The organism is Nocardiopsis dassonvillei subsp. dassonvillei DSM 43111 (genome assembly GCF_000092985.1).
In the GTDB taxonomy this organism is placed as follows: Bacteria; Actinomycetota; Actinomycetes; order Streptosporangiales; family Streptosporangiaceae; genus Nocardiopsis; species Nocardiopsis dassonvillei.
Genome location: NC_014210.1, coordinates 1,741,206 through 1,760,713 on the forward strand (window position 1 = coordinate 1,741,206; position 19,508 = coordinate 1,760,713).

The window sequence follows — 19,508 nt, forward strand, 5'->3', positions numbered from 1 at the left end:
ACGCCGGAGAAGGGTCGTCCGATTCCCCTACGGGCCTACCCGTGCTTTTCGGACGTACCGTGCGGGCCGTCCTCCTCCGGGCGTGGAGAGCCCGCGGGGTGCGTGTGCGGGCCCGACAGTTCTCAGTGTGGCGCTTTGCGCGGGTTTGTGTGCACCGCTACTCAGTCATGAGGGATGTTCTATACAAGTCTGTTATGTGTCTCGCACGCGGTGGATGGGGCGTTGGCCGACCCCTCCGGCACCGCCAAAGGGGGAGATCAACCGATTTCTTTGGCGATCAGTAGTGCGCGCTCGCCGCAGCTGCGATGATCTGGCCGCAGGAGGGGGCGCCGTCCGGGGGAAGGGCGGCGTCATGGGAACGAAAGGCAAGCCATCGTGCTCGATGCGGTTGACACCGCGCTCATGCGCGCGCTGCAAGGGGACGGCCGAGCGACGTTCCAGGCACTGGCCGACGGGGTCGGCCTGTCGAGGACCGCGGTACGCGCCAGAGTGCGCCAGCTCGTGCAGTCCGGGGCGATCAGGATCGTCGGGGTGCTGCACGCCGGGGTCGTGGGAATGGAGGTCCTCAGCCACGTGTCGTTCCGCGTCAGCGGCCCCGTGGGGCCGATGCTGGACGCGCTGGGGGAGAGGGAGGCGGTGACCTTCGCCGCGCACTCGGCCGGGCGGTTCCCGGCCGTGGCGCAGGTACGCGTCGCCGACGACGCCGCCCTGACCAAGGAGCTCTCGGAGCTGCGCGCGCTGCCGGGGGTGGACGGCGCGGAGGTCTTCCGCGCCAACTCGGTGTTCAAGGACGCCCACAGCAGTGTGCGGGAGCTGCGCGACATCGAACTGGACGCCCTGGACTGGCGCCTGGTGCGGCAGCTGCTCAGGGACGGCAGGTCCTCCTACGCGGACCTCGCCCGCCAGGTGGGGCTGTCGCAGGCCGCGGCCCGCTCGCGGGTGGTGCGGCTGCTCGACTCGGGCGTGGTGCACGTGACCGCGCTGGTGGAGCCCACGGCGGTGGGGGCCAACGAGCGGCTCGGTTTCGGCCTGCGCTGCCGGGGCGACGCCGAACTGCTGGGGGCCGCGCTGGCGAACATGCCCAGGATCTCCTTCCTGGCCAGCGGTTTCGGGCGCTACGACGTCATCGGCACCCTCACCGCGCCCGACCGCTGCCAGCTGGTGGAGGCCCTGGAGGGGGTGCGCGCCACCCCGGGGGTCGGCTACGTGGAGTCCTGGGACCACCTGTCGGTGCGCAAGGAGCGCAAGGGGGGCGACCGTCCCCTGGAGTGGGTCGCGCCCTAGGGGTCGACGATCCGCGGCGCGACGCGCGGAGAGGGGCGCGCCGCGGGCCGGTGCCCCGGCGGCGGGCACGCTGGGTAGGCGCGGGCGGCCTCTTCCGTCCGTATCTGTAACCAGCGGTAGCATTTTTACGTGTTTCCGGCGTGCATGGCTTGCGTCACGCTTAAGTTACCGGTGAGTATGGGAAGGGGTCGGTCCGTACCGGCCGCACCGGGCGCGGGTGTAGTGGGAGGCTGACGTGGCATTGGCGGAAACGTTGACGGCTGTGGGCACGGTGGCGCTCGCGCGGTGCGGCGGCCGGCCGTTCGGGACGCACCTGTTCTCCGTCTGGCCGGGGGCCGCCTTCGCGGCGACCGCCTTCCCGGTCCGCTGCACCCCGGGGGACAACCTCGCCATCCACGTCGCGGTGGCCCAGGCCCCGCCCGGCTCCGCCCTCGTGGTGGACGTCGCGGGGGAGGCCGAGTACGGCTACGTGGACGAGATCCTGGCCGTGGCCGCGAGCACCCGCGGGGTCGCGGGCATCGTCCTGGACGGCTGCGTCCGCGACATCGCGGCCATCGCCCGGTGCGCCCTGCCGGTCTTCGGGGCCGGGGTCGCGGTCCGTGAGGCCGCGCACGAGGCGGGCGGCTCGGTGGGCCGCCAGATCAGCATGACGCCGGGCGGCCCCGCGCCCCTGCCGGTGCGCCGGGGCGACTGGATCGTCGCCGACGACGACGGCGTGGTGTGCCTGCCCCGGGGGCAGGTCGGCTCCATCATCGCCGCGACCGTGGACAGCGTCTCGCGCGAACGCGAGATCATCGACGCCGTCTACGCGGGGGAGAGCACCCTGGACCTGCTCGGCCTGGACCCCTCGCGGGTCGCGGGCTGGGAGGACCGCTCCGAGCACCGCTCGCGGCGCCCGGGGCGTCCGCGGACCCTGGGCGCCCTGCGCGACACCGCCGCGCGCGGCGCCGAGGGGCATCCTGCGGCCCGTTCGCGGTTCTCGCCGCGCTCCGCCGTGGGCGACCCCCGGGAGTGAGCCGCAAGGCCCCTCAGCGGCGGCCGGGGGCCGAGCCGGAAGGCGTTCCCCGGCCCCGGGACGCCCACGGCCGCGCGGCGCGCCCGCCGGGCCCGCACGGGCCTTCTGGGGCGGACGGAACCCGGTGCGGACGCACCGGCCCGGAAGCGCGTGGGAACGCTCCCAGGCCTTGGGGGCGCCGCCCGGCCGGACGGGGGCCGACGCGGGCCGCTCAGTCCTCGGTGAACGAGAGCAGCTCGTCGATGTAGCAGGTGGCCTCCCGCGCGGCCCCGGCCGCGTCGGCGTCGCGGATCGCCTCGGTCAGCTTGGAGTGGTCCACGCCGTCGGTGGCCGAGGAGGGCCGGTCGGTCGCCTCGGCGCCCTGCTCGTAGGCCGTGTGCGCGATGCTCGCGTACACCACCTGCGCGATGTCGTCGTACAGGTCGATGAGCAGGGTGTTGTGGGTGGCGTTGACCACCGCGCGGTGGAACGTGAAGTCCGCCTCCACGAACGCGCCCATGTCGCGCTCGCGCCAGGCGGCCTCCCGCAGCGCCATGGCGCGGTCGATGTCGGCCATGTCCTCCTCGCTGTGGCGCAGCGCGGCCAGCCGGGCCGCCTCCACCTCCAGCGCGCGGCGCACCTCCAGGTTCTCCCGCAGGCGGGAGCGCTCCAGACGGCGCCGCAGGGCGCCGCCGAGTTCGCTGGAGGCCCGCACGAAGGTGCCCGCCCCCTGGCGGATCTCCAGCAGCCCGGCGTGGGCCAGGGCGCGCACCGCCTCGCGGACGGTGTTGCGGCCCACCTCCAGCTGGTCGGAGAGCTCCGACTCGGTGGGGATGCGGTCGCCCACACCCCACTCGCCCGAGTCGATCTGTGCTCGTAACTGACTGATGACCTGGTCGACGAGACCGGTCCGGCGTGTCGAGGCGAGGGGCACGCGTATACCTCCTAGGGGCGGGTCGCCGGATGACTGGGCCAGCGCACAGGTACGGAACGGTTAAGGCCGGAGCTTAGACCAGTTGCGGTCGGGAATTGGCTTCGAACGATAATGCGTTATCCTCATGAAGTACATCGGGTCATCCTATGAATTTCTGCGAGTCGCCTCCATGAGCGCCGGACCAGCCCCCCGCACCCCCGTGACGAGCGGCCCCGCCGCAGGCCGGACCGCCCCGAGCCGTCCACCGCGCGCGGCACTGCTGCTGCTCGCCGCCGGAATCGCCCTGGCGGCCCTGAACCTGCGCACCGCCATCACCAGCGTCGGCCCCGTGCTCGACGAGGTCACCGCCGGGCTGGGCATGACCGCCGTCGGCGCGGGGATCCTCACCACCCTGCCCGTGCTGTGCTTCGCGCTCTTCGGCGGCCTGACCCCCGTCCTGGGCCGCCGCCTGGGCGAGCACCACCTGCTGGTCTACGCGCTCATCGCCCTCACCGTCGGCCTCGCCGCCCGGGCCGCGGCCCCCGAGCCGTGGATGTTCCTGGCCCTGAGCGTGGTGGCCCTGTCCGGCGGCGCGGTCGGCAACGTCATCCTGCCCGCCCTGGTCAAGGAGCACTTCCCCGACCGCGTGGGCCTCATGACCACCGTGTACACCACCGGCCTGGCGCTGGGCACCACCATCGCCGCCGCGGCCACCGTGCCCCTGGAGCAGTCCACCGGCGAGTGGCGCGCGGCCCTGGGCGCCTACGCCCTCTTCGGCGTCGTGGCCGCCGTCCCCTGGCTGCTGGTGCTGCGCCACGAGCCCGCGCGCGGCGACGCCTCCCAGGCACTGGGCTTCGGCCAGGTGCTGCGCACCGGCCTGGGCTGGCAGTCCGTCCTCTACTTCGGCACCCAGTCCTCGGTCGCCTACATCATGTTCGGCTGGTACGCGCAGATGCTGCGCGACCAGGGCATGGACGCCCAGACCGCGGGCCTGGCGCTGTCCTACCTCACCGTCCTGGGCATCCCCATGTCCCTGGTACTGCCCACGCTGCTGACCCGGACCAGCGACCAGCGCCCCTTCGTGCTGGCCTTCTCCGCCGCCTACCTCGTGGGCCTGGTCGGGCTGTGGTTCGCCCCGCTGTCGGGGGTGTGGGCCTGGACCACACTCGTGGGGATCGGCATGGGCAGCTTCGTCTTCGCGCTGACCGCCTTCGCGCTGCGCACCCGCACCGGGGCGGGGACGGCGGCGCTCTCGGCCGTCAGCCAGAGCCTGGGCTACCTCATGGGCGGGGCGGGGCCCTTCCTGTTCGGACTGCTGCGCGAGGTCAGCGGCGGCTGGCACGCGCCCCTGCTCCTGCTGGCGGTGCTGGTCGTGGTCAACCTGGCCACGGGCCTGTTCCTGGGCCGTCCCCGCTACCTGGAGGACGCCATCGCCGCCCGCGGCCTCACGAGGGCAGCCAGTCCAGACGGCCGATGAGGTAGACCGAGCCGACGAAGGCCACGACGTCGATGACCGTGTGCGCCACCACCAGGGGCATCACGCGTCCGTAACGCAGGTAGAACCAGCCGAAGACCAGCCCCATCACCAGGTTGCCGAAGAACATCCCGACGCCCTGGTAGAGGTGGTAGAAGGCGCGCAGCACCGAGCTGGCCAGCACCGCCTTCCACGGCGTCCACCCCAGCTGCCCCAGCCGGTGCAGCAGGTAGCCGACCACGATCACCTCCTCCAGGATCCCGTTCTTGGCCGCCTGGAGCACCAGGACGGGCACGTCCCACCAGTTCCCGGCCAGGGTGCTGGGCCTGATCGTGACCGTCAGCCCCAGCTGCCAGGAGACCACGTACAGCGCGAGGCCGCTCAGGCCGATCAGCGCGGCCAGCAGGGCGCCGGTGCCCAGGTCGAAGCCGGGGCGGCGCACGTCGAAGCCGATCGTGGCCGAGGAGTCGCCCGAGCGGCGCAGGAGGTAGGCCACCAGCAGCACCGGGACCAGGGCGTTGGCCAGCGCGAACAGCTGCCACGACAGGTCCAGCCAGGGGCGCTCCCGGTCCGCCCGGGGGCGCACCAGGCTGGCGGTCTGCTCGGCCAGTGACTGGGGCTCGGTGAGCACGCCGAGGAAGGAGATGGTCGCCGAGACCGCCGCGGCGCCCAGCGACAGGGCGAGCACGCACAGGATCTCCCAACGCAGCAGGCCGCGCTCGACGGGGGCGGCGGGGGCGGGCGGCGCCCCCGCGGGCAGTTCGGCGTCCGGGGTGTGGGTCTTGTCGGTCACGCGTTGCAATGTACGCGCTGTCGGCGGGGGCCGGTGACCTGGGGGAGCGGGGCGGACCGAGGACGCGCCGGGGCGCGGCCCGGGGGCCCGCCCCGGCGCGTGCGGCCGCTGCGCGGGGGGCGGTCAGCCGTTGTCGTTGTTCTCCATGTCGCCCTCGCCGCCGTTGTCCTCGTTCCCGCCGTCGTCGTCCTCTCCGCCGTCCTGGTTGTTCTCCTGGCCGCCGTCGTCCTCGTCGCCCTGGTCGTCGCCCGGCGTGTCCACGGTCGGGGCGTCGGCCCCCTCGGGGTCCTCACAGGCCGCGACGCCGAACACGGCCACGGCGGCGATCGCCGAGCCCGCCAGCGCCCGGCGCAGGGCGGTCAGGGTCCGGCTGCTGATGTCCTCGAAGCTCATCGCTGACTCCCTCGGGTCGCGGCTCGTGCCGCGGGTCCGCCCGGGCCTGGGCGGCGGGCACGAGCCGGGTGTTATCCGTCCGTGACCCACACTAGGGCGTGTTCCGTGTCCGTGGCCAGGAAAGCGCGGAGAGTGACAGGCCGCGGTGTGGCGGGGCCGCGCCGTCCGGCGGACGGGGGGAGGGGTCCGAACGGGCGGGGGAGAGGGCCCCGTCCGGGTGCGGACCCCGGCCGAGGGGCCCTGAACTTGTGGAGGAGGGGGAGGCCGACCCGCGCCGCCGCCCGAGCGCGCCCGGGCGGCGGCGCGGGTCAACGGAGCGCGGGCTCAGTCGTCACCGTCATCGCCGTCGTCTTCGTCATCGTTGTCGCCGTCGTCGTCCCCGTCATCACCGCCGCCGTCTCCGCCGTCCCCGCCGTCATCTCCACCGTCGTCTCCGTCGTCGCCCTGTTCGACGTCCACGTTGGGCATGAGATCGTCGCAGGCCGCGGTGCCCAGGACCACGACGGTGGCCAGGGCGCCCACGGCGAGCACCCGGCGCAGTGCGGTCAGGGCGGTGAGGAGCGGTTCGAACGCCTTCAACATCTTCTAGCGAGGAACCCCGGCTGTTCATGGCCGGGAGGAATCGCTTCCCTCACCCGAACGGGCGGTTAGTCTGGGCGTTTTTGCTGGTCGATGTACTCCGCGATCACCGACAGCGGCGCGTCCCCACACGAGGCGGCGAAGTAGGACGGCGACCACAAGTGGTTGCCCCACAGGAACTGTCGCACGTGGTCGGGGAACTGCTTGCGCAGGTAGTGCGCCGAGGTGCCCTTGAGCCGGTTGACCAGTGTCGAGACAGGGAGTTTGGGCGGGTAGTGCACGAGCAGGTGGACGTGGTCATCCTCGCCGTTGAACTCGCGCAACTCAGCTCCCATGGTCTCGCACACCTGGTGCATGACCTGTTCGCAGTGGTTCAGCATCTGGTCGGTGAGGACACCACGCCGGTACTTGGTGACGAAGACAAGATGAGCTTGAAGGTCGGATACGACGCTTCTTCCACGCCTGACATTGGGATCTGGTTTCCACCTTGGTGACATGGATAAGACGGTAACCTGTGGGTGTGAAGATCGTTGTGCAGGTGAAGCTGCTCCCCGACTCCGCTCAGGAGGCGACGCTGTGGGAGACGCTGAAGTTGTGCAACCAGGCGGCCAACCGGGCCTCGCGGAGTGCGCACGAGTCCGGGGTGAAGGCGAAGACACCGTTGCAGCGGCTGGTCTACGACGACCTCAAAGCGATGGGGTTGTCCGCGCAACCGGCGATCCACTGCGCACGCAAGGTCGCCGGGGCCTATGCCACGCTGAAGGCCAACCTCAAGGCCGGAAACCACGGCTGTGAGGGGTCCAAGCGGCGTACCCGGGTGGAGAACACGCCGGTTCGGTTCCGAAAAGACGCCGCGCAGCCCTTCGACGACCGGTGCCTGTCCTGGCAGATAGACGCGCGCACGGTGTCGATCTGGACCGTGCACGGCCGGGTGAAGGGCATGGCGTTCGCGTGTTCACCGGACCAGGCCAAGGTGCTCACCGAGTTCCGCAAGGGCGAATCCGACCTGGTCAAGCGCGGCGACAACTGGTACCTGTACGCCACCTGCGAGGTTCCCGAGGCCGACGAGTACACCCCCGAAGGTTTCGTGGGTGTGGACCTCGGCATCGCGAACATCGCCACCACCAGCGACGGCACCGTTCACTCGGGCAAACAGGTCAACCAGGTCCGCCACCGCAACCGCCACCTCAGGCGCCGTCTCCAGAAGAAGGGAACCAAGTCCGCCAAGCGTGTCCTGCGCCGCCTCTCGGGCCGCGAGGCGCGGTTCGCGGCCGATACCAACCACCGCATCGCCAAGCAGATCGTGACCGAGGCTCAACGCACCTCACGGGGTGTCGCCCTGGAAGACCTGGGCGGCATCCGCAAGAGGGTACGGCTACGCAAGCCCCAGCGGGTCACGCTGCACTCCTGGTCCTTCGCTCAACTGGGCGCTTACATCGCCTACAAGGCGAAACGGGTCGGAGTGCCGGTGGTGTACGTGGACCCGGCCTACACCTCCCAGGGGTGTAGCGCGTGTGGCCACGTCGACAAGAGGAACCGGCCGAGCCAGGCCACTTTCCGATGCACGTCGTGCGGTTTCGCTGGGCACGCCGATGTGAACGCGGCCCGCAACATCTCCTCCAGGGGTGTGGCGGGCTGGGCAGTGAGTCACGCTGCCGACGACGCGGCCTGAAGCACACCTGCCAGGTGTGTGGAAGAGCTGCAAGCTCGGTCCTTCAAGGCCGAGAAGCTGACGCCAGACCTCCGGATCTGCGGGCGGGCCGCGGGGCGCGGCCCCGTGCAGCGGCCAGCCTAGGACCTGGTCGCGCGGGCGGTCGGGGCGCCCCCGTCCCCGCGGGGCCGGGCCCGCGCCCGGGGAGACCGGCAACGGACACGGCGGACGCCGCGCACAGGACAAGCCGCCGGCCATGCGCGTGTGACACGGAGCGCGCATGGCCGACGGCTAGGGGGCGGAGGCCGCCCGCCCCGCCCCAGCCACGAAAGCGGGGAGGGACGGCCTCCTGGGAACGAAGACCAGTGTCAGTGAGCCGCTGAGAACTGGTCTTCCTCGGTGGAGCCGGTGAGAGCCGTGGTGCTGGCCTCGGGGGAGATGGTCGTGCTGATGGAGTCGAAGTAGCCGGTGCCGACCTCGCGCTGGTGGCGGGTGGCGGTGTAGCCCTGCGACTCGGCCGCGAACTCGGCCTCCTGGAGCTCGACGTACGAGGTCATCCCGTTCTGGGCGTAGCCCTTGGCCAGGTTGAACATCGAGTAGTTGAGCGAGTGGAAGCCCGCCAGGGTGATGAACTGGAACTTGTAGCCCATGTGGCCCAGCTCGCGCTGGAACTTGGCGATGGTCGCGTCGTCCAGGTGGCGCTTCCAGTTGAAGGACGGCGAGCAGTTGTAGGCCAGCATCTGGTCCGGGTACTCGGCCTTGATCCGCTCGGCGAAGTCGCGGGCCACCTCCAGGTCGGGGGTGGCGGTCTCCATCCACAGCAGGTCCGAGTGCGGGGCGTAGGCCAGGCCGCGCGCCACGCAGGCCTCGACGCCGTTGCGGAAGCGGTAGAAGCCCTCGGCGGTGCGCTCGCCCGTGATGAAGGGCTGGTCGCGCTCGTCGACGTCGCTGGTGATCAGGGTCGCGGCCTGGGCGTCGGTCCGCGCGATGACCAGGGACGGGACACCGGCGACGTCCGCGGCCAGGCGGGCGGCGTTGAGCGTCTTGACGTGCTGCCCGGTGGGGATGAGGACCTTGCCGCCCAGGTGGCCGCACTTCTTCTCGGAGGCCAGCTGGTCCTCCCAGTGCACGCCCGCCGCGCCGGAGGCGATCATGCCCCGCATCAGCTCGTAGGCGTTGAGGACGCCGCCGAACCCGGCCTCGGCGTCGGCCACGATCGGGGCGAGCCACTCGGGCGCGCTGTCGTCGCCCTCGGCCCAGGTGATCTGGTCGGCGCGCATCAGCGCGTTGTTGATGCGGCGGACCACGGCCGGGACCGAGTTGGCCGGGTACAGGCTCTGGTCGGGGTAGGTGTTGCCCGAGAGGTTGGCGTCGGCCGCGACCTGCCAGCCGGAGAGGTAGATGGCCTTCAGCCCGGCACGGACCTGCTGGACCGCCTGGTTGCCGGTGAGGGCGCCGAGGGTGTTGACGTAGTCCTCGGTGCGGAGCAGGTCCCACAGGCGCTCCGCGCCGCGGCGGGCCAGGGTGTGCTCCTCGGTGACCGAACCGCGGAGCTTGACCACGTCGTCGGCGGAGTAGGTGCGCTCGATACCGGCCCACCGGGGGTTGGTCTCCCAGTCGCGCTGGAGTGCGGCGCTGGCTTCCTGTCGTCGAGCGCTGGTGCCCATGTTCGATCCCGCCTTACGTGTAGTCCCCAAGTGTTCGCACCGGTCGAGAAGGCCGGGTCAGAGCCAGGGGGTGAGCCCTGAGCGGTAAGTTCCCCGCCGGTAACTAGATTCTTGGGCAACTTCCGAGGCTTTTCCATGGGAAATCTTGCGAAGATCGACGTTTCTTTCCGTACTATGAAGCCATGGCGTACTTTGGTGCTGAAGAAATACCGTCTTTGACAGGTGACCTGGATCTCGTCACCTTTGGTCAGCGGCTCCGCCACCTACGGCGGGCGCGCGGCCTCACCCTCTCCGACCTGGGCGAACGCGTCGGCCGGGCCCCCTCCCAGCTCTCCCTGCTGGAGAACGGCAAGCGCGAGCCCAAGCTCTCCCTCCTCACCTCCCTGGCCTCGGCACTGGGCGTCTCGGTGGAGGAGCTGCTGTCCAAGCAGCCCCCGAGCCGCCGCGCGCAGCTGGAGATCGCGGTCGAGGAGGCCCAGCGCGACACGCTCTACCAGGACCTGAACCTGCCGCACCTGAGGATCGGCAAGCGGGTCCCCAACGACGTGCTCGAACACATCGTGGGCCTGTACGGGGAGCTCCGGCGGCGCAGCGCCAAGCCGACGGCCACCCCCGAGGAGGCCCGCCGGGCCAACGCCGACCTGCGCCGCCAGATGCGCGAGCGCGGCAACTACTTCGAGCACATCGAGAAGGCGGCGGCCCAGACCCTCGACGCCGTCAACTACACCGCGGGGGCCCTGTCACAGGGGCAGATCCTCGCCATCGCCACCCACCACGGGTTCTCCCTCAAGTACGTGCAGGACCTGCCCCGCTCGGTGCGCTCCCTCACCGACCACGTCAACCGGCGCATCTACCTCAAGCGCGAGACCACGCTGGGCATGCACAGCCCGCGCACGATCCTGCTCCAGACCCTGGGCCACGTCGTGCTGGGCCACGGCAGGCCGCGCGACTTCGGCGACTTCCTGCGCCAGCGGGTGGAGGCCAACTACTTCGCCGCCGCGGTCCTCATCCCCGAGTCCACCGCGGTGCGCTACCTGCAGGAGGCCAAGCAGGCCCGCGACCTGTCGGTGGAGGACCTGCGCGACGTGTACTCGGTCTCCTACGAGATGGCCGCGCACCGGTTCACCAACCTGGCCCACCGCCACCTGGACCTGGTCTGCCACTTCATCCGCAACGACGAGACCGGCATCATCTACAAGGCCTACGAGAACGACGGCCTCGTCTTCCCCACCGACGACACCGGGGCCATCGAGGGCCAGCGCATGTGCCGCCAGTGGTCGGGGCGCCAGGTCTTCGCCTCGCCGGACCGCTACTCGATCTACTACCAGTACACGGACAAGCCCAACGGCACCCACTGGTGCGTGGCGCACGTGGACCCCAGCCGCGAGCGCAACTTCGCCATCACCCTGGGCGTTCCCTACAAGGAGTCGCGCTGGTTCCGCGGGCGCGAGACCACCAACCGCACCAAGTCCAACTGTCCCAACGGCGAGTGCTGCGTGCACCCGCCCGCGGACCTGGCCGCGCGCTGGGAGGGCAACGTGTGGCCGTCGGCCCGCGCACACTCCCACGTGCTCTCGGCGCTGCCCTCGGGGACCTTCCCGGGCGTGGACGAGCACGACGTCTACACCTTCCTGGAGAAGCACAGCGTCGACTGAGCGACGGGCCCGGCGGGGGACGCGGAAAAAGGGGGGTCGGCGCGCGCCGACCCCCCTTTTCCGTGCGGGCACGGCGTTGTGGCAGGCGAAGCCAACTGTTACCGTTGGTAACACATACTGACTCCCTCCCCCCGGAGGGCCCCCGACAAAGGATGTGAGCGCATGAGTGAGGCCACCGCGCCCGGCTTCAGCCTGGAACTGAGCGAGGACGTCCGCGAGGTCCGGGACTGGACCCACGGGTTCGCCGCCGACGTCATCCGCCCCGCCGCCGCCGAGTGGGACGAACGGGAGGAGACCCCCTGGCCGATCATCCAGGAGGCCGCCAAGATCGGCCTGTACTCCCTCGACTTCTTCGCCAACCAGTGGCTGGAGCCCAGCGGCGTCGGCATCCCCGTGGCCTTCGAGGAGCTGTACTGGGGTGATCCGGGCATCGCCCTGGCCATCACCGGCACCGGCCTGGCCGCGGTGTCCGTCGCCGCCAACGGCACCCAGGAGCAGCTCTTCGAGTGGACGCCGCAGATGTTCGGCACCCCAGACGACATCCGGCTCGCCGCGTTCTGCTCCTCCGAGCCCGACGCGGGCAGCGACGTCTCGGCCATCCGGACCCGCGCCGTCCACGACCAGGCCAAGGACGAGTGGGTGCTCAACGGCACCAAGACCTGGGCGACCAACGGCGGTATCGCCGACATCCACGTCGTGGTCGCCTCGGTGGAGCCCGAACTCGGCTCGCGCGGACAGGCCACGTTCATCGTGCCACCCAACACGCCCGGGCTCAGCCAGGGGCAGAAGTTCGCCAAGCACGGCATCCGCGCCTCGCACACCGCCGAGGTGGTCCTGGACGACGTACGCGTGCCCGGCTCGTGCCTGCTGGGCGGCAAGGAAAAGCTCGACGAGCGCCTGGCCCGCGCCCGCGAGGGCAGGGGCTCCAAGGGCCAGGCCGCCATGAAGACCTTCGAGGCCTCCCGCCCGACGGTCGGCGCGATGGCGGTGGGCTGCGCCCGCGCCGCCTACGAGTACGCCCGCGACTACTCCACCCAGCGCGAGCAGTTCGGCCGTCCGATCGGCGAGAACCAGGGCGTGGCCTTCACCCTGGCCGAGATGGCCACCCGCATCGACGCGGCCCGCCTGCTGGTGTGGCGCGCGGCGTGGATGGCGCGCAACGACAAGGACTTCGACAGCGCGCAGGGATCGATGAGCAAGCTCTACGCGAGTGAGACCGCCACGTTCGTCACCCAGAACGCCGTGCGCATCCTCGGTGGCAATGGGTACACGCGTGATTACCCTGTGGAGCGTTGGCACCGCGACTCCACGATCTTCACGATTTTCGAAGGGGCCAGCGAGATCCAGAAGCTCATCATCGGCCGCGCCGTCACCGGCCTGCCGGTGCGCTGACGCCGGTGGGTCCGCGTGGTGAACCGGTGACGGGCTGAGGCCGCCGCTTCTATGCTGACGCCATGAACCTCCCGCACCCGCGTCTTGCCGCGTTCTTACTGCCGCTCGCCGCCCTGACCGCCTGCTCCTCCCCGGACCAGCAGGAACAGGACGCCTCCCCCTCCGCCGAGACCCCGGCCGCCGCGTCGCCCTCCGCTCCGGCCTCCCCGAGCCCCTCGCCCTCCGCCTCCGCCGGCCCGCCCACCCTGGCGGACCTGCCGGAGGAGGGCAGGGACCTCGCTTCCTGTGAGGACGGCCAGTGCCGGGTCACCGTCCAGCCCGGCGACCGGATCCCGGTTCCGGAGGAGGCGGGCGGCACGGAGATCGTGATCGGGTCGATCTCCGGGGGAGAGGTGACGTTCCAGCAGAACCGCTCCGATGGCGGCTCGACCACGGTCACGCTCAAAGAGGCCGGTCAGGGCAGCGGCATGCTCGCGGACGGGAACCGGTTCACCCTGGCCTTCCCCGAGATCGGCGACGGCGAGGCCGTCATGCAGGTCGACGTCTGACTCCGGCCCCGGCGGCGGGGGCTTCCCGGTCCGCCCGTTCGCCACGCGGGCGCGGCCTCTAACCTGGCTCGCATGAACGCCACCGCGGGCAACGGCGCCCCCACCCTCACCATCCCCATCGGATACAACGGCCCCGACGGTTCGGGCAACGGCGGCTACACCGCCGGACTGCTCGCCGCGCGGCTCACCTCCGTCGGCGGACCGGCCGTGCGGGTCACCCTGCGCACCCCGCCGCCCCTGGGCCGCCCGCTGACGGTGGAGAGCGGCCCCGAGGGCGCCCTGCACCTGACCGACCCCGGCGCCGGGGAGGACGCCCGCCTGGTGGCCGAGGCGGTGACCGCCGACCTCCCCCGTGACTCCGCCATTCCCGGCGGCCCCGTCACCGTGCCCGAGGCCCGCGAGGCCGAGGAGCGCTACGCGGGCCTGACCGACCACCCCTTCCCGCGCTGCTACAGCTGCGGCCCCGAACGCGCCGAGGGCGAGGGCCTGCGCCTGTTCGCCGGTTCCGTGCGCCCGGGCACCGGCCCCGACGGGGTCGGCAACACCGTCGCCTGCGCCTGGACCCCGCACCCGTCCCTGGACGAGGGCTCCGACGCGGTCGGCCCCGCCCAGGTGTGGGCCGCACTGGACTGCCCCGGCGGCTGGTCCAGCGCCATCTCCGGCCGCCCCGCCCTCCTGGGCCGCATCACCGTCCGCGTGGACGAGCTGCCCAGGACCGGTGAGGCCCACGTGGTGATGGGGTACCTGGAGGCGGTCGACGGCCGCAAGATCACCACCGCCAGCGCCCTCCACGACGGCGAGGGCCGCCTCCTGGCCCTGGCGAGGGCCACCTGGATCGCGCTCCGGGCCTGATCCGGGGCTCCGCGAGCCGCTACGGTGAACCCTTGTGGCACTCGAACGCGCGCGGCCGGCCGCGCTGACCGACAGCAGTGACGCCTCCGGCGCGCCCGCGCCGCAGGCCTCGGCCCCGCGCGGAGGGCGGGGCGCGCGCGGACGCGACCCCGAGCGGCGCCGCGCCATCCTGGACGCGGCCGACCGGGTGATCCAGCGCGACGGCCCGGACGCGTCGATGGTGGTCATCGCGGCCGAGGCCGGGATCAGCAAACCGATCCTGTACCGGCACTTCGGTGACAAGGGCGGCCTGTACCGGGCACTCGCCCGGCGCCACGTGGACCCGCTCATCGAGCGCATCCGCGAGGAGCTGCACCAGCACACCGAGTTCGAGGTCCGGGCCCGCGCCACGGTCGGCGCCTACCTGTCGATGATCTCCCAGAACCTCAACCTCTACCGGTTCCTGATGGACCGGGCCACCTCCGAGGACTCCCGGACCCGCGGCGACCTGGGCATGATGGTCCGCCGCCTGGGCGAGGAGCTCGCCGACCAGCTCGTCGCCGAACGGCGCGTCGGCGACCGCCCGCGCTCCCAGATCGTCGCGCACGCCGTCGTGGGCATGGTGCAGGCGGCGGGGGAGTGGTGGCTGGAGCACCCCGAGGTCGGCGAGGAGGAGATCATCGACGACCTCACCGCCGCGGTGGTCGGCGCCATCCGCGCCGGCGAGACCTAGACGGTTTTTTCGTTCCCTCCCTTGACCTGGAGTGCGCTCCAGGTCCCATGCTTTCTGTTCATGAGGGACTACTACACGCCGGGCCAGGTCGCGCAGCGCTTCGACCTCACCCTGGACACCCTGCGCTACTACGAGAAGGCGGGGCTGCTGCGCCGGGTCGAGCGCTCTCCCAGCGGGCACCGCCGCTACCGGGCCGACGACGTCGAACTGCTCGACATGATCCGGTGCCTGCGCGAGACCGACATGCCCATCGTCCGGCTGCGCGAGTTCGCCGAGCTCATCCGCGAGGGCGAGCACACCGTTCCCGACCGCCTGGACCTGCTCCAGGGCCACCAGGAGCGGCTGGACGAGCGCATGGAGGAGATGCGCCGGTGCCAGACGGTGATCCAGCACAAGATCGACTACTACCGCGGCGTGCTCGCCGCCCGCGCCCCCGAACCCCTCAAGGAGACCTCCTGATGCGCTACACCACCATCGGCGACCGCCGCGTCAGCGCCCTGTGCCTGGGCGCGATGAAGTTCGGCAGCGAGACCGACGACGCCACCTCCGCCGCGCTGCTCGACCGCTTCGTGGCGGCCGGGGGCACCTTCGTGGACACCGCGGACTGCTACCAGTACTGGGTGGAGGGCTTCGAGGGGCACGAGAGCGAGACCTTCCTGGGCCGCTGGCGGCGCGAGCGCGGCGTCACCGACGAGGTGGTCATCGCCACCAAGCTCGGCGCGCAGCCCACCGTGCCCGGCACCGGCGCGGAGACCAAGGAGGGGCTGTCGGCGCGGGCCGTGGCGACGGCCGCCGAGCGCAGCCGCGAGCGCCTGGGCATGGACCGCCTGGACGTGCTCTACGCCCACAACGAGGACCCCAGAACCCCGCTCCCGGAGACCCTGGAGGCCTTCGCCGCCCTGGTCGGCGAGGGCGCCGTCTCCCACCTGGGGCTGAGCAACCACCGCGCCTGGAAGCTGGAGAGGGCCCGCGCCGTCACCGAGGCCCGGGGGTGGCCGCGCCCCCGCGTGCTCCAGTACCGGTACAGCTACCTCCAGCCCCGCCTCGACCTGCCGCTGCGGTCCGCGGGCCACATGCACGCCACGCCCGAACTCCTGGACTTCGTCCGCGCCGAGGCCGCAGAGGGCCGCGAGTACACGCTGGTCGCCTACACCTCGCTGCTGTGGGGCGCCTACACCCGTCCGGAGAAGGCCGCCGAGCTGGACCGGGCCTACGACCACCCGGGGACCCCCGCCCGCCTGGCCGTCCTGGACGAGGTCGCCCGCGAGACCGGAGCCACCCGCAACCAGGTCGTGCTCGCCTGGCTCATGGGCAGTGACCCGAAGGTGGTGCCGCTGGTGGGGGTGAGCTCCCTGGAACAGCTGGACGAGGCGATCGAGGCCACCGACCTGGTGCTCAGCGACGAGCAGTGGAGGCGCATGGCCGAGGCGGGGTAGCCGGTGGCCGACGGAGAGGGCCGGGCCGCCGCGTCGTCCGCAGGGTGAGGGCCCGACCCGGCGGGCGGGAGGGCGGCCGGTCACACTGGAACCGGGGGCACACACGGTGCCCACAGGCGAGGCGCAGCGCCCCCGGATCAAGGTCAGGCCGTCTCCGCCGGGCGGCGCCAGCCAGCCCCTCACCCTGTGGACGACCCGGCCCCGCCTGCTGGCTGCCGTCTGTCGCCTGCCCGGAAGGACGGGCATGGCCGGGGCCGGTCACCAATCCCAGACAAACCACGTGTAACACCTCATAAGTATTCATGCGCGGTTTTCGCCATCCTTTGACCGGATACCTTCCCTAGTGGCGGCGGAGCGGCCGCGCCGCCTCGGTCCGCGAACCCGTGGGAGGGGCGACTTGCCCGACAGCACGTACCACCAGATCCACTTCGCCTGGGCCGAACCCACCCTCCTCGGCCGGTTCGGACCCGGACCGGCCGCCTCCTCCCTCCCCGAGGCCGAGCAGCCCGTCCTGCGCTCCTGGCGCGACCGTCTCGTCCCCGCGCTCACCGCCGACTACCGCTCCGCGCTGCCCGACACCGACCCGGGGGAGTACCCCGAGACCCTCTGGGCGCGCGCCTACCCCGACGGGCAGGCCGCGCTGGTCTACCGCTGGCCCGGCGACGCCCGGTCCGCGCACGCCTGGGCGATCGTGGGGCCCGCGCACGGCCTGACCCTGCCGCGGCTGCTCTCCCTGCACGAGAACCCCCACACCCGCCCGGCCCCGCGCCGCCCGCCGGAGCCGGGCTGGGCGACCATGGACACCCTGCCCACGCCCGAGCCCTGGGAGCGCACCGCCGCACCCGGGGCCGTGCGCACCCGGGACCGGCGCGCCGCCGAGACCACCGTCGGGGACGAACCCCTCCTGGTGGGCGCGGTGGCCGCCGCCCTGTACCGGCCCGAAGCACCGATCCACATCGCCCTGGCTCCCGAGCGGGCCGACCTGTGGCAGGCGGTGCAGCTGCGCTTCCTGTGGGGCATGCACCGGATGCTGCACGACGTGCTCACCCCGCCCCGCGCCATCCCCGCGGCCGGGTGGAGCTGGTCGTTCTCCACCTACGACCCGGTGCTGGGCACCCCGGACGGCCAGCACCTGGCCTTCGGCCCGCCGGTCGCCGACGCGCCCGGGCCCTTCCTGCGTCCCCCGGCCCCCGACTACCGCGCGGTCGCGGAGGGTCTCGTGTCGGTCCTGCGGGAGGAGGGCGGGGACGCGCTCGCCCGCCACCTGGCCGAACGCGGCGTCGCCGAGGCCCCGACCTTCGCCGACCGGCGCGCGCTGCTGCGCGACTGGCTCGACCCGCGGCCCCGGCGGTTCGACGACGTCCCCGTCCCCGAACGGCTGCCGGACGGGGACGCCGTGTACGGCGGTGCGCCCCTGCCCGACCTGCCCGAGGTCGAGGCCCCGGGGGAGGAGGAGACCGGTCCGTGGCCGCTCCCCGTATCCCGCGTCCCGGTGGGCCGCCCCGGCCTGGAGACGGACGCGGTCCCGGGTGTACCCGGCGGCCAGCGCTCCCTGAAGGGGATCACCGAGGAGGACGTGGAGCCCTCCTCCGCCGGGGCGGTCACCGGACGGCGCGGGGACGACCGAGCGGACCCCGCCGCGCACGGGGCCGAGGGAACCCGCGGAGGCGACGAGGCCCACCGGGAGCACGGGACGCGCGAGGGCGGTGAGCCGCACAGGGACAAGGAGGCCCACGGACAGAGCGGGAAGCGCGGGGGCGGTGAGACGGACGGGGACAACGAGGCGCTCTGGCCCGAACCCGCGTCCGAACGCCTGTTCGAGGAACCGGGGACCGACGACCCCGGCGACGCCCCGCCGCGCCCGCACCCGCGCATCGCACCCGCCCGGGGGCAGGCGGCCGCGGCCCCGGAGGGCGTCTCCGCGCGGTCCGGCGTCTTCGGGGCGCCCGAACCCCACCGCAGGCCGCGTCTGGTCCCGGACACCGGCGGCGAACCGGTCTCCGACCGGGCCTTCGAGCCCCGTGAGCCCGCATCCGGGGCCGAGGAGGCGGAGCGGAGCGGGTCGTGGTCCGCCGGTGCGCCGATGCCGGACGGACCGGAGGAGCAAACGTTCCGGGAGGGCGGATCGCGGACCCTCCGGAGCGGCCGGGAGACCCTCCGGTTCCTCGGCCGCGGCAGACGCGCCGTTCCGGAACCGGACGAGTCCGCGATCCGGGGCGGACCGCCAGGGGACGAGGCCGCGCCCGCCCGCGGAGCGCAGGAAGGCGGGGCTGGATCCGCGCCCGGATCCCCGGACAAGGCGTTCTCGGACGCGTCCGACCCACGGACCGGAGCCCTGCGCGAGGAGACCGCGGAGCCGTCACCGGCCCCGGCCCAGGACACCTTCGGAACGGGCGGGACGGTAAGCCTGGCCCGCGAGTCCGCACCGCCCCCCGAATCCCTCCACCAGCCCCCCGCTCCCACGGACGAGTGGACCATCGCCGCCTCCCCCAGAACACGGGGGCCGTCGCCGGACCGCGGGACCGCGGATCCCGACCCGGCCCCGGGGCCCGGCCTCACGGACGGCCCCGAGGACCGCGCACCCGCCGACGCGCCGCCCCTGCCCGTGGTCCCCGACCAGGAGACCGACCCCCCGCAGTCGGCGCCGCTGGACTACGCGGCCGAGACCGAACCCGACCTGGAACACTTCCCCGACGACGAGGTCCCCGAGGACAACTGGCCCACCCAGTACGCCGACCTCCCCCTGGCCCGGCTGGAGCGCTGGCACTCCCGGCACGGACCCGAGGGCGCCCGCATCGACATCGTCGACGCCCGCGCCGCCGTCCGGGCCGAACGCGCCGAACTCCAGCGCGTCCGCGAGGAGCGCGATTACTACCACGCGGAGGTCCAGGACCTGCGCCGCGAGGTCGCCCGCCTGGACCGGCCCTGGCTGGACCGGGCGGACGAGGAGGAGGACGCCCCCGAGGCGCCCCGCCCCCGCCGCTGGCCCTCCCGCGCTCTGGCCCTGATCCTCCTGGCGGCCTTCCTGGCCACCGGCCTGGAGGCGGGAGCCCGGTTCGGCCTGGGCGCCCTGGACCTGTTCGGGTTGCTGGGCGCCGCGATCACCGGCGCCTCCTGGTGGCCCCTCTGACCGGCGGCACCGGAACCCGCCCCACCGGCCGGGCC

Annotated in this window: 18 protein-coding genes; 12 read left to right on the forward strand and 6 right to left on the reverse strand. The window is 72.6% G+C overall.

Going from position 1 to position 19,508, the window contains the following annotated elements; all coding sequences use genetic code 11:
- Positions 1 to 375: 375 nt before the first annotated feature.
- Both NDAS_RS07060 and NDAS_RS07065 read left to right on the forward strand, forming a co-directional pair.
- Positions 376 to 1,284: an Lrp/AsnC family transcriptional regulator gene (locus NDAS_RS07060; RefSeq protein ID WP_013152459.1), complete on the forward strand. Its 909-nt coding sequence runs from the start codon at positions 376 to 378 to the stop codon at positions 1,282 to 1,284.
- A 262-nt stretch (positions 1,285 to 1,546) separates the two neighbouring features.
- Positions 1,547 to 2,299, forward strand: a complete 753-nt coding sequence (locus tag NDAS_RS07065) for an RraA family protein (RefSeq protein ID WP_041552506.1) — start codon at positions 1,547 to 1,549, stop codon at positions 2,297 to 2,299.
- A 211-nt stretch (positions 2,300 to 2,510) separates the two neighbouring features.
- Here the strand turns inward: NDAS_RS07065 and NDAS_RS07070 are convergent, their stop codons facing one another.
- Positions 2,511 to 3,212 carry a FadR/GntR family transcriptional regulator gene (locus tag NDAS_RS07070; RefSeq protein ID WP_013152461.1) on the reverse strand — a complete coding sequence of 234 codons (702 nt, stop codon included), beginning with the start codon at positions 3,210 to 3,212 and terminating at the stop codon, positions 2,511 to 2,513.
- Positions 3,213 to 3,381: 169 nt separating this feature from the next.
- Between NDAS_RS07070 and NDAS_RS07075 the strand changes: the two genes are divergently transcribed.
- Positions 3,382 to 4,668 carry a CynX/NimT family MFS transporter gene (locus NDAS_RS07075; RefSeq protein WP_013152462.1) on the forward strand — a complete coding sequence of 429 codons (1,287 nt, stop codon included), beginning with the start codon at positions 3,382 to 3,384 and terminating at the stop codon, positions 4,666 to 4,668.
- Here NDAS_RS07075 and NDAS_RS07080 read toward each other — a convergent pair.
- The 4 genes from NDAS_RS07080 to tnpA form a co-directional block, all read right to left on the reverse strand.
- Positions 4,637 to 5,458 (reverse strand): CPBP family intramembrane glutamic endopeptidase, encoded by an 822-nt coding sequence (locus NDAS_RS07080; RefSeq protein WP_013152463.1) that lies wholly within the window; start codon positions 5,456 to 5,458, stop codon positions 4,637 to 4,639. The genes NDAS_RS07075 and NDAS_RS07080 overlap by 32 nt on opposite strands.
- A 123-nt stretch (positions 5,459 to 5,581) precedes the next feature.
- A complete protein-coding gene (locus tag NDAS_RS07085; RefSeq protein ID WP_013152464.1) occupies positions 5,582 to 5,851 on the reverse strand; it encodes a hypothetical protein in 270 nt (89 codons plus the stop codon).
- Positions 5,852 to 6,175: 324 nt separating this feature from the next.
- Positions 6,176 to 6,433 carry a hypothetical protein gene (locus NDAS_RS07090; RefSeq protein WP_013152465.1) on the reverse strand — a complete coding sequence of 86 codons (258 nt, stop codon included), beginning with the start codon at positions 6,431 to 6,433 and terminating at the stop codon, positions 6,176 to 6,178.
- Positions 6,434 to 6,498: 65 nt separating this feature from the next.
- On the reverse strand, positions 6,499 to 6,927 hold the full coding sequence (tnpA, locus tag NDAS_RS07095) for an IS200/IS605 family transposase (RefSeq protein WP_013152466.1): 429 nt from the start codon (positions 6,925 to 6,927) through the stop codon (positions 6,499 to 6,501).
- A gap of 23 nt (positions 6,928 to 6,950) precedes the next feature.
- On the opposite strand from tnpA, the gene NDAS_RS07100 reads away from it, so the two are divergent.
- Positions 6,951 to 8,102, forward strand: a complete 1,152-nt coding sequence (locus NDAS_RS07100) for an RNA-guided endonuclease InsQ/TnpB family protein (protein WP_041552510.1) — start codon at positions 6,951 to 6,953, stop codon at positions 8,100 to 8,102.
- A gap of 347 nt (positions 8,103 to 8,449) precedes the next feature.
- Here the strand turns inward: NDAS_RS07100 and aceA are convergent, their stop codons facing one another.
- The gene (gene aceA / locus NDAS_RS07105) at positions 8,450 to 9,748 is read right to left on the reverse strand and encodes an isocitrate lyase (protein WP_013152468.1); all 1,299 of its coding nucleotides are present in this window, start codon (positions 9,746 to 9,748) and stop codon (positions 8,450 to 8,452) included.
- A gap of 215 nt (positions 9,749 to 9,963) precedes the next feature.
- Between aceA and NDAS_RS07110 the strand changes: the two genes are divergently transcribed.
- From NDAS_RS07110 to NDAS_RS07145, 8 genes are all read left to right on the forward strand, one after another.
- Positions 9,964 to 11,403 (forward strand): helix-turn-helix domain-containing protein, encoded by a 1,440-nt coding sequence (locus tag NDAS_RS07110; protein ID WP_041552512.1) that lies wholly within the window; start codon positions 9,964 to 9,966, stop codon positions 11,401 to 11,403.
- A gap of 162 nt (positions 11,404 to 11,565) precedes the next feature.
- Positions 11,566 to 12,795, forward strand: a complete 1,230-nt coding sequence (locus NDAS_RS07115) for an acyl-CoA dehydrogenase family protein (protein WP_013152470.1) — start codon at positions 11,566 to 11,568, stop codon at positions 12,793 to 12,795.
- A 62-nt stretch (positions 12,796 to 12,857) separates the two neighbouring features.
- Positions 12,858 to 13,343 (forward strand): hypothetical protein, encoded by a 486-nt coding sequence (locus tag NDAS_RS27615; RefSeq protein WP_013152471.1) that lies wholly within the window; start codon positions 12,858 to 12,860, stop codon positions 13,341 to 13,343.
- Between the two features lie 72 nt (positions 13,344 to 13,415).
- On the forward strand, positions 13,416 to 14,195 hold the full coding sequence (locus tag NDAS_RS07125) for a hypothetical protein (protein WP_013152472.1): 780 nt from the start codon (positions 13,416 to 13,418) through the stop codon (positions 14,193 to 14,195).
- A 34-nt stretch (positions 14,196 to 14,229) separates the two neighbouring features.
- Positions 14,230 to 14,907, forward strand: a complete 678-nt coding sequence (locus NDAS_RS07130; RefSeq protein ID WP_013152473.1) for a TetR/AcrR family transcriptional regulator — start codon at positions 14,230 to 14,232, stop codon at positions 14,905 to 14,907.
- A gap of 60 nt (positions 14,908 to 14,967) precedes the next feature.
- Positions 14,968 to 15,366 (forward strand): MerR family transcriptional regulator, encoded by a 399-nt coding sequence (locus NDAS_RS07135; RefSeq protein WP_013152474.1) that lies wholly within the window; start codon positions 14,968 to 14,970, stop codon positions 15,364 to 15,366.
- The gene (locus NDAS_RS07140) at positions 15,366 to 16,343 is read left to right on the forward strand and encodes an aldo/keto reductase (RefSeq protein ID WP_013152475.1); all 978 of its coding nucleotides are present in this window, start codon (positions 15,366 to 15,368) and stop codon (positions 16,341 to 16,343) included. The genes NDAS_RS07135 and NDAS_RS07140 overlap by 1 nt, the downstream gene beginning before the upstream one ends.
- 397 nt (positions 16,344 to 16,740) lie before the next feature.
- Complete coding sequence (locus NDAS_RS07145; protein ID WP_013152476.1) at positions 16,741 to 19,473, forward strand: hypothetical protein; 2,733 nt, start codon at positions 16,741 to 16,743, stop codon at positions 19,471 to 19,473.
- Positions 19,474 to 19,508 lie beyond the last annotated feature (35 nt).

Bases quoted from the DNA above. Each gene is read 5' to 3' on its own strand.
- NDAS_RS07075 (WP_013152462.1), top strand. From the start codon at position 3,382: ATGAGCGCCGGACCAGCCCCCCGCACCCCCGTGACGAGCGGCCCCGCC.
- NDAS_RS07085 (WP_013152464.1), bottom strand. From the start codon at position 5,851: ATGAGCTTCGAGGACATCAGCAGCCGGACCCTGACCGCCCTGCGCCGG.
- NDAS_RS07090 (WP_013152465.1), bottom strand. From the start codon at position 6,433: ATGTTGAAGGCGTTCGAACCGCTCCTCACCGCCCTGACCGCACTGCGC.
- tnpA (WP_013152466.1), bottom strand. From the start codon at position 6,927: ATGTCACCAAGGTGGAAACCAGATCCCAATGTCAGGCGTGGAAGAAGC.
- aceA (WP_013152468.1), bottom strand. From the start codon at position 9,748: ATGGGCACCAGCGCTCGACGACAGGAAGCCAGCGCCGCACTCCAGCGC.
- NDAS_RS07115 (WP_013152470.1), top strand. From the start codon at position 11,566: ATGAGTGAGGCCACCGCGCCCGGCTTCAGCCTGGAACTGAGCGAGGAC.
- NDAS_RS27615 (WP_013152471.1), top strand. From the start codon at position 12,858: ATGAACCTCCCGCACCCGCGTCTTGCCGCGTTCTTACTGCCGCTCGCC.
- NDAS_RS07125 (WP_013152472.1), top strand. From the start codon at position 13,416: ATGAACGCCACCGCGGGCAACGGCGCCCCCACCCTCACCATCCCCATC.
- NDAS_RS07135 (WP_013152474.1), top strand. From the start codon at position 14,968: ATGAGGGACTACTACACGCCGGGCCAGGTCGCGCAGCGCTTCGACCTC.
- NDAS_RS07140 (WP_013152475.1), top strand. From the start codon at position 15,366: ATGCGCTACACCACCATCGGCGACCGCCGCGTCAGCGCCCTGTGCCTG.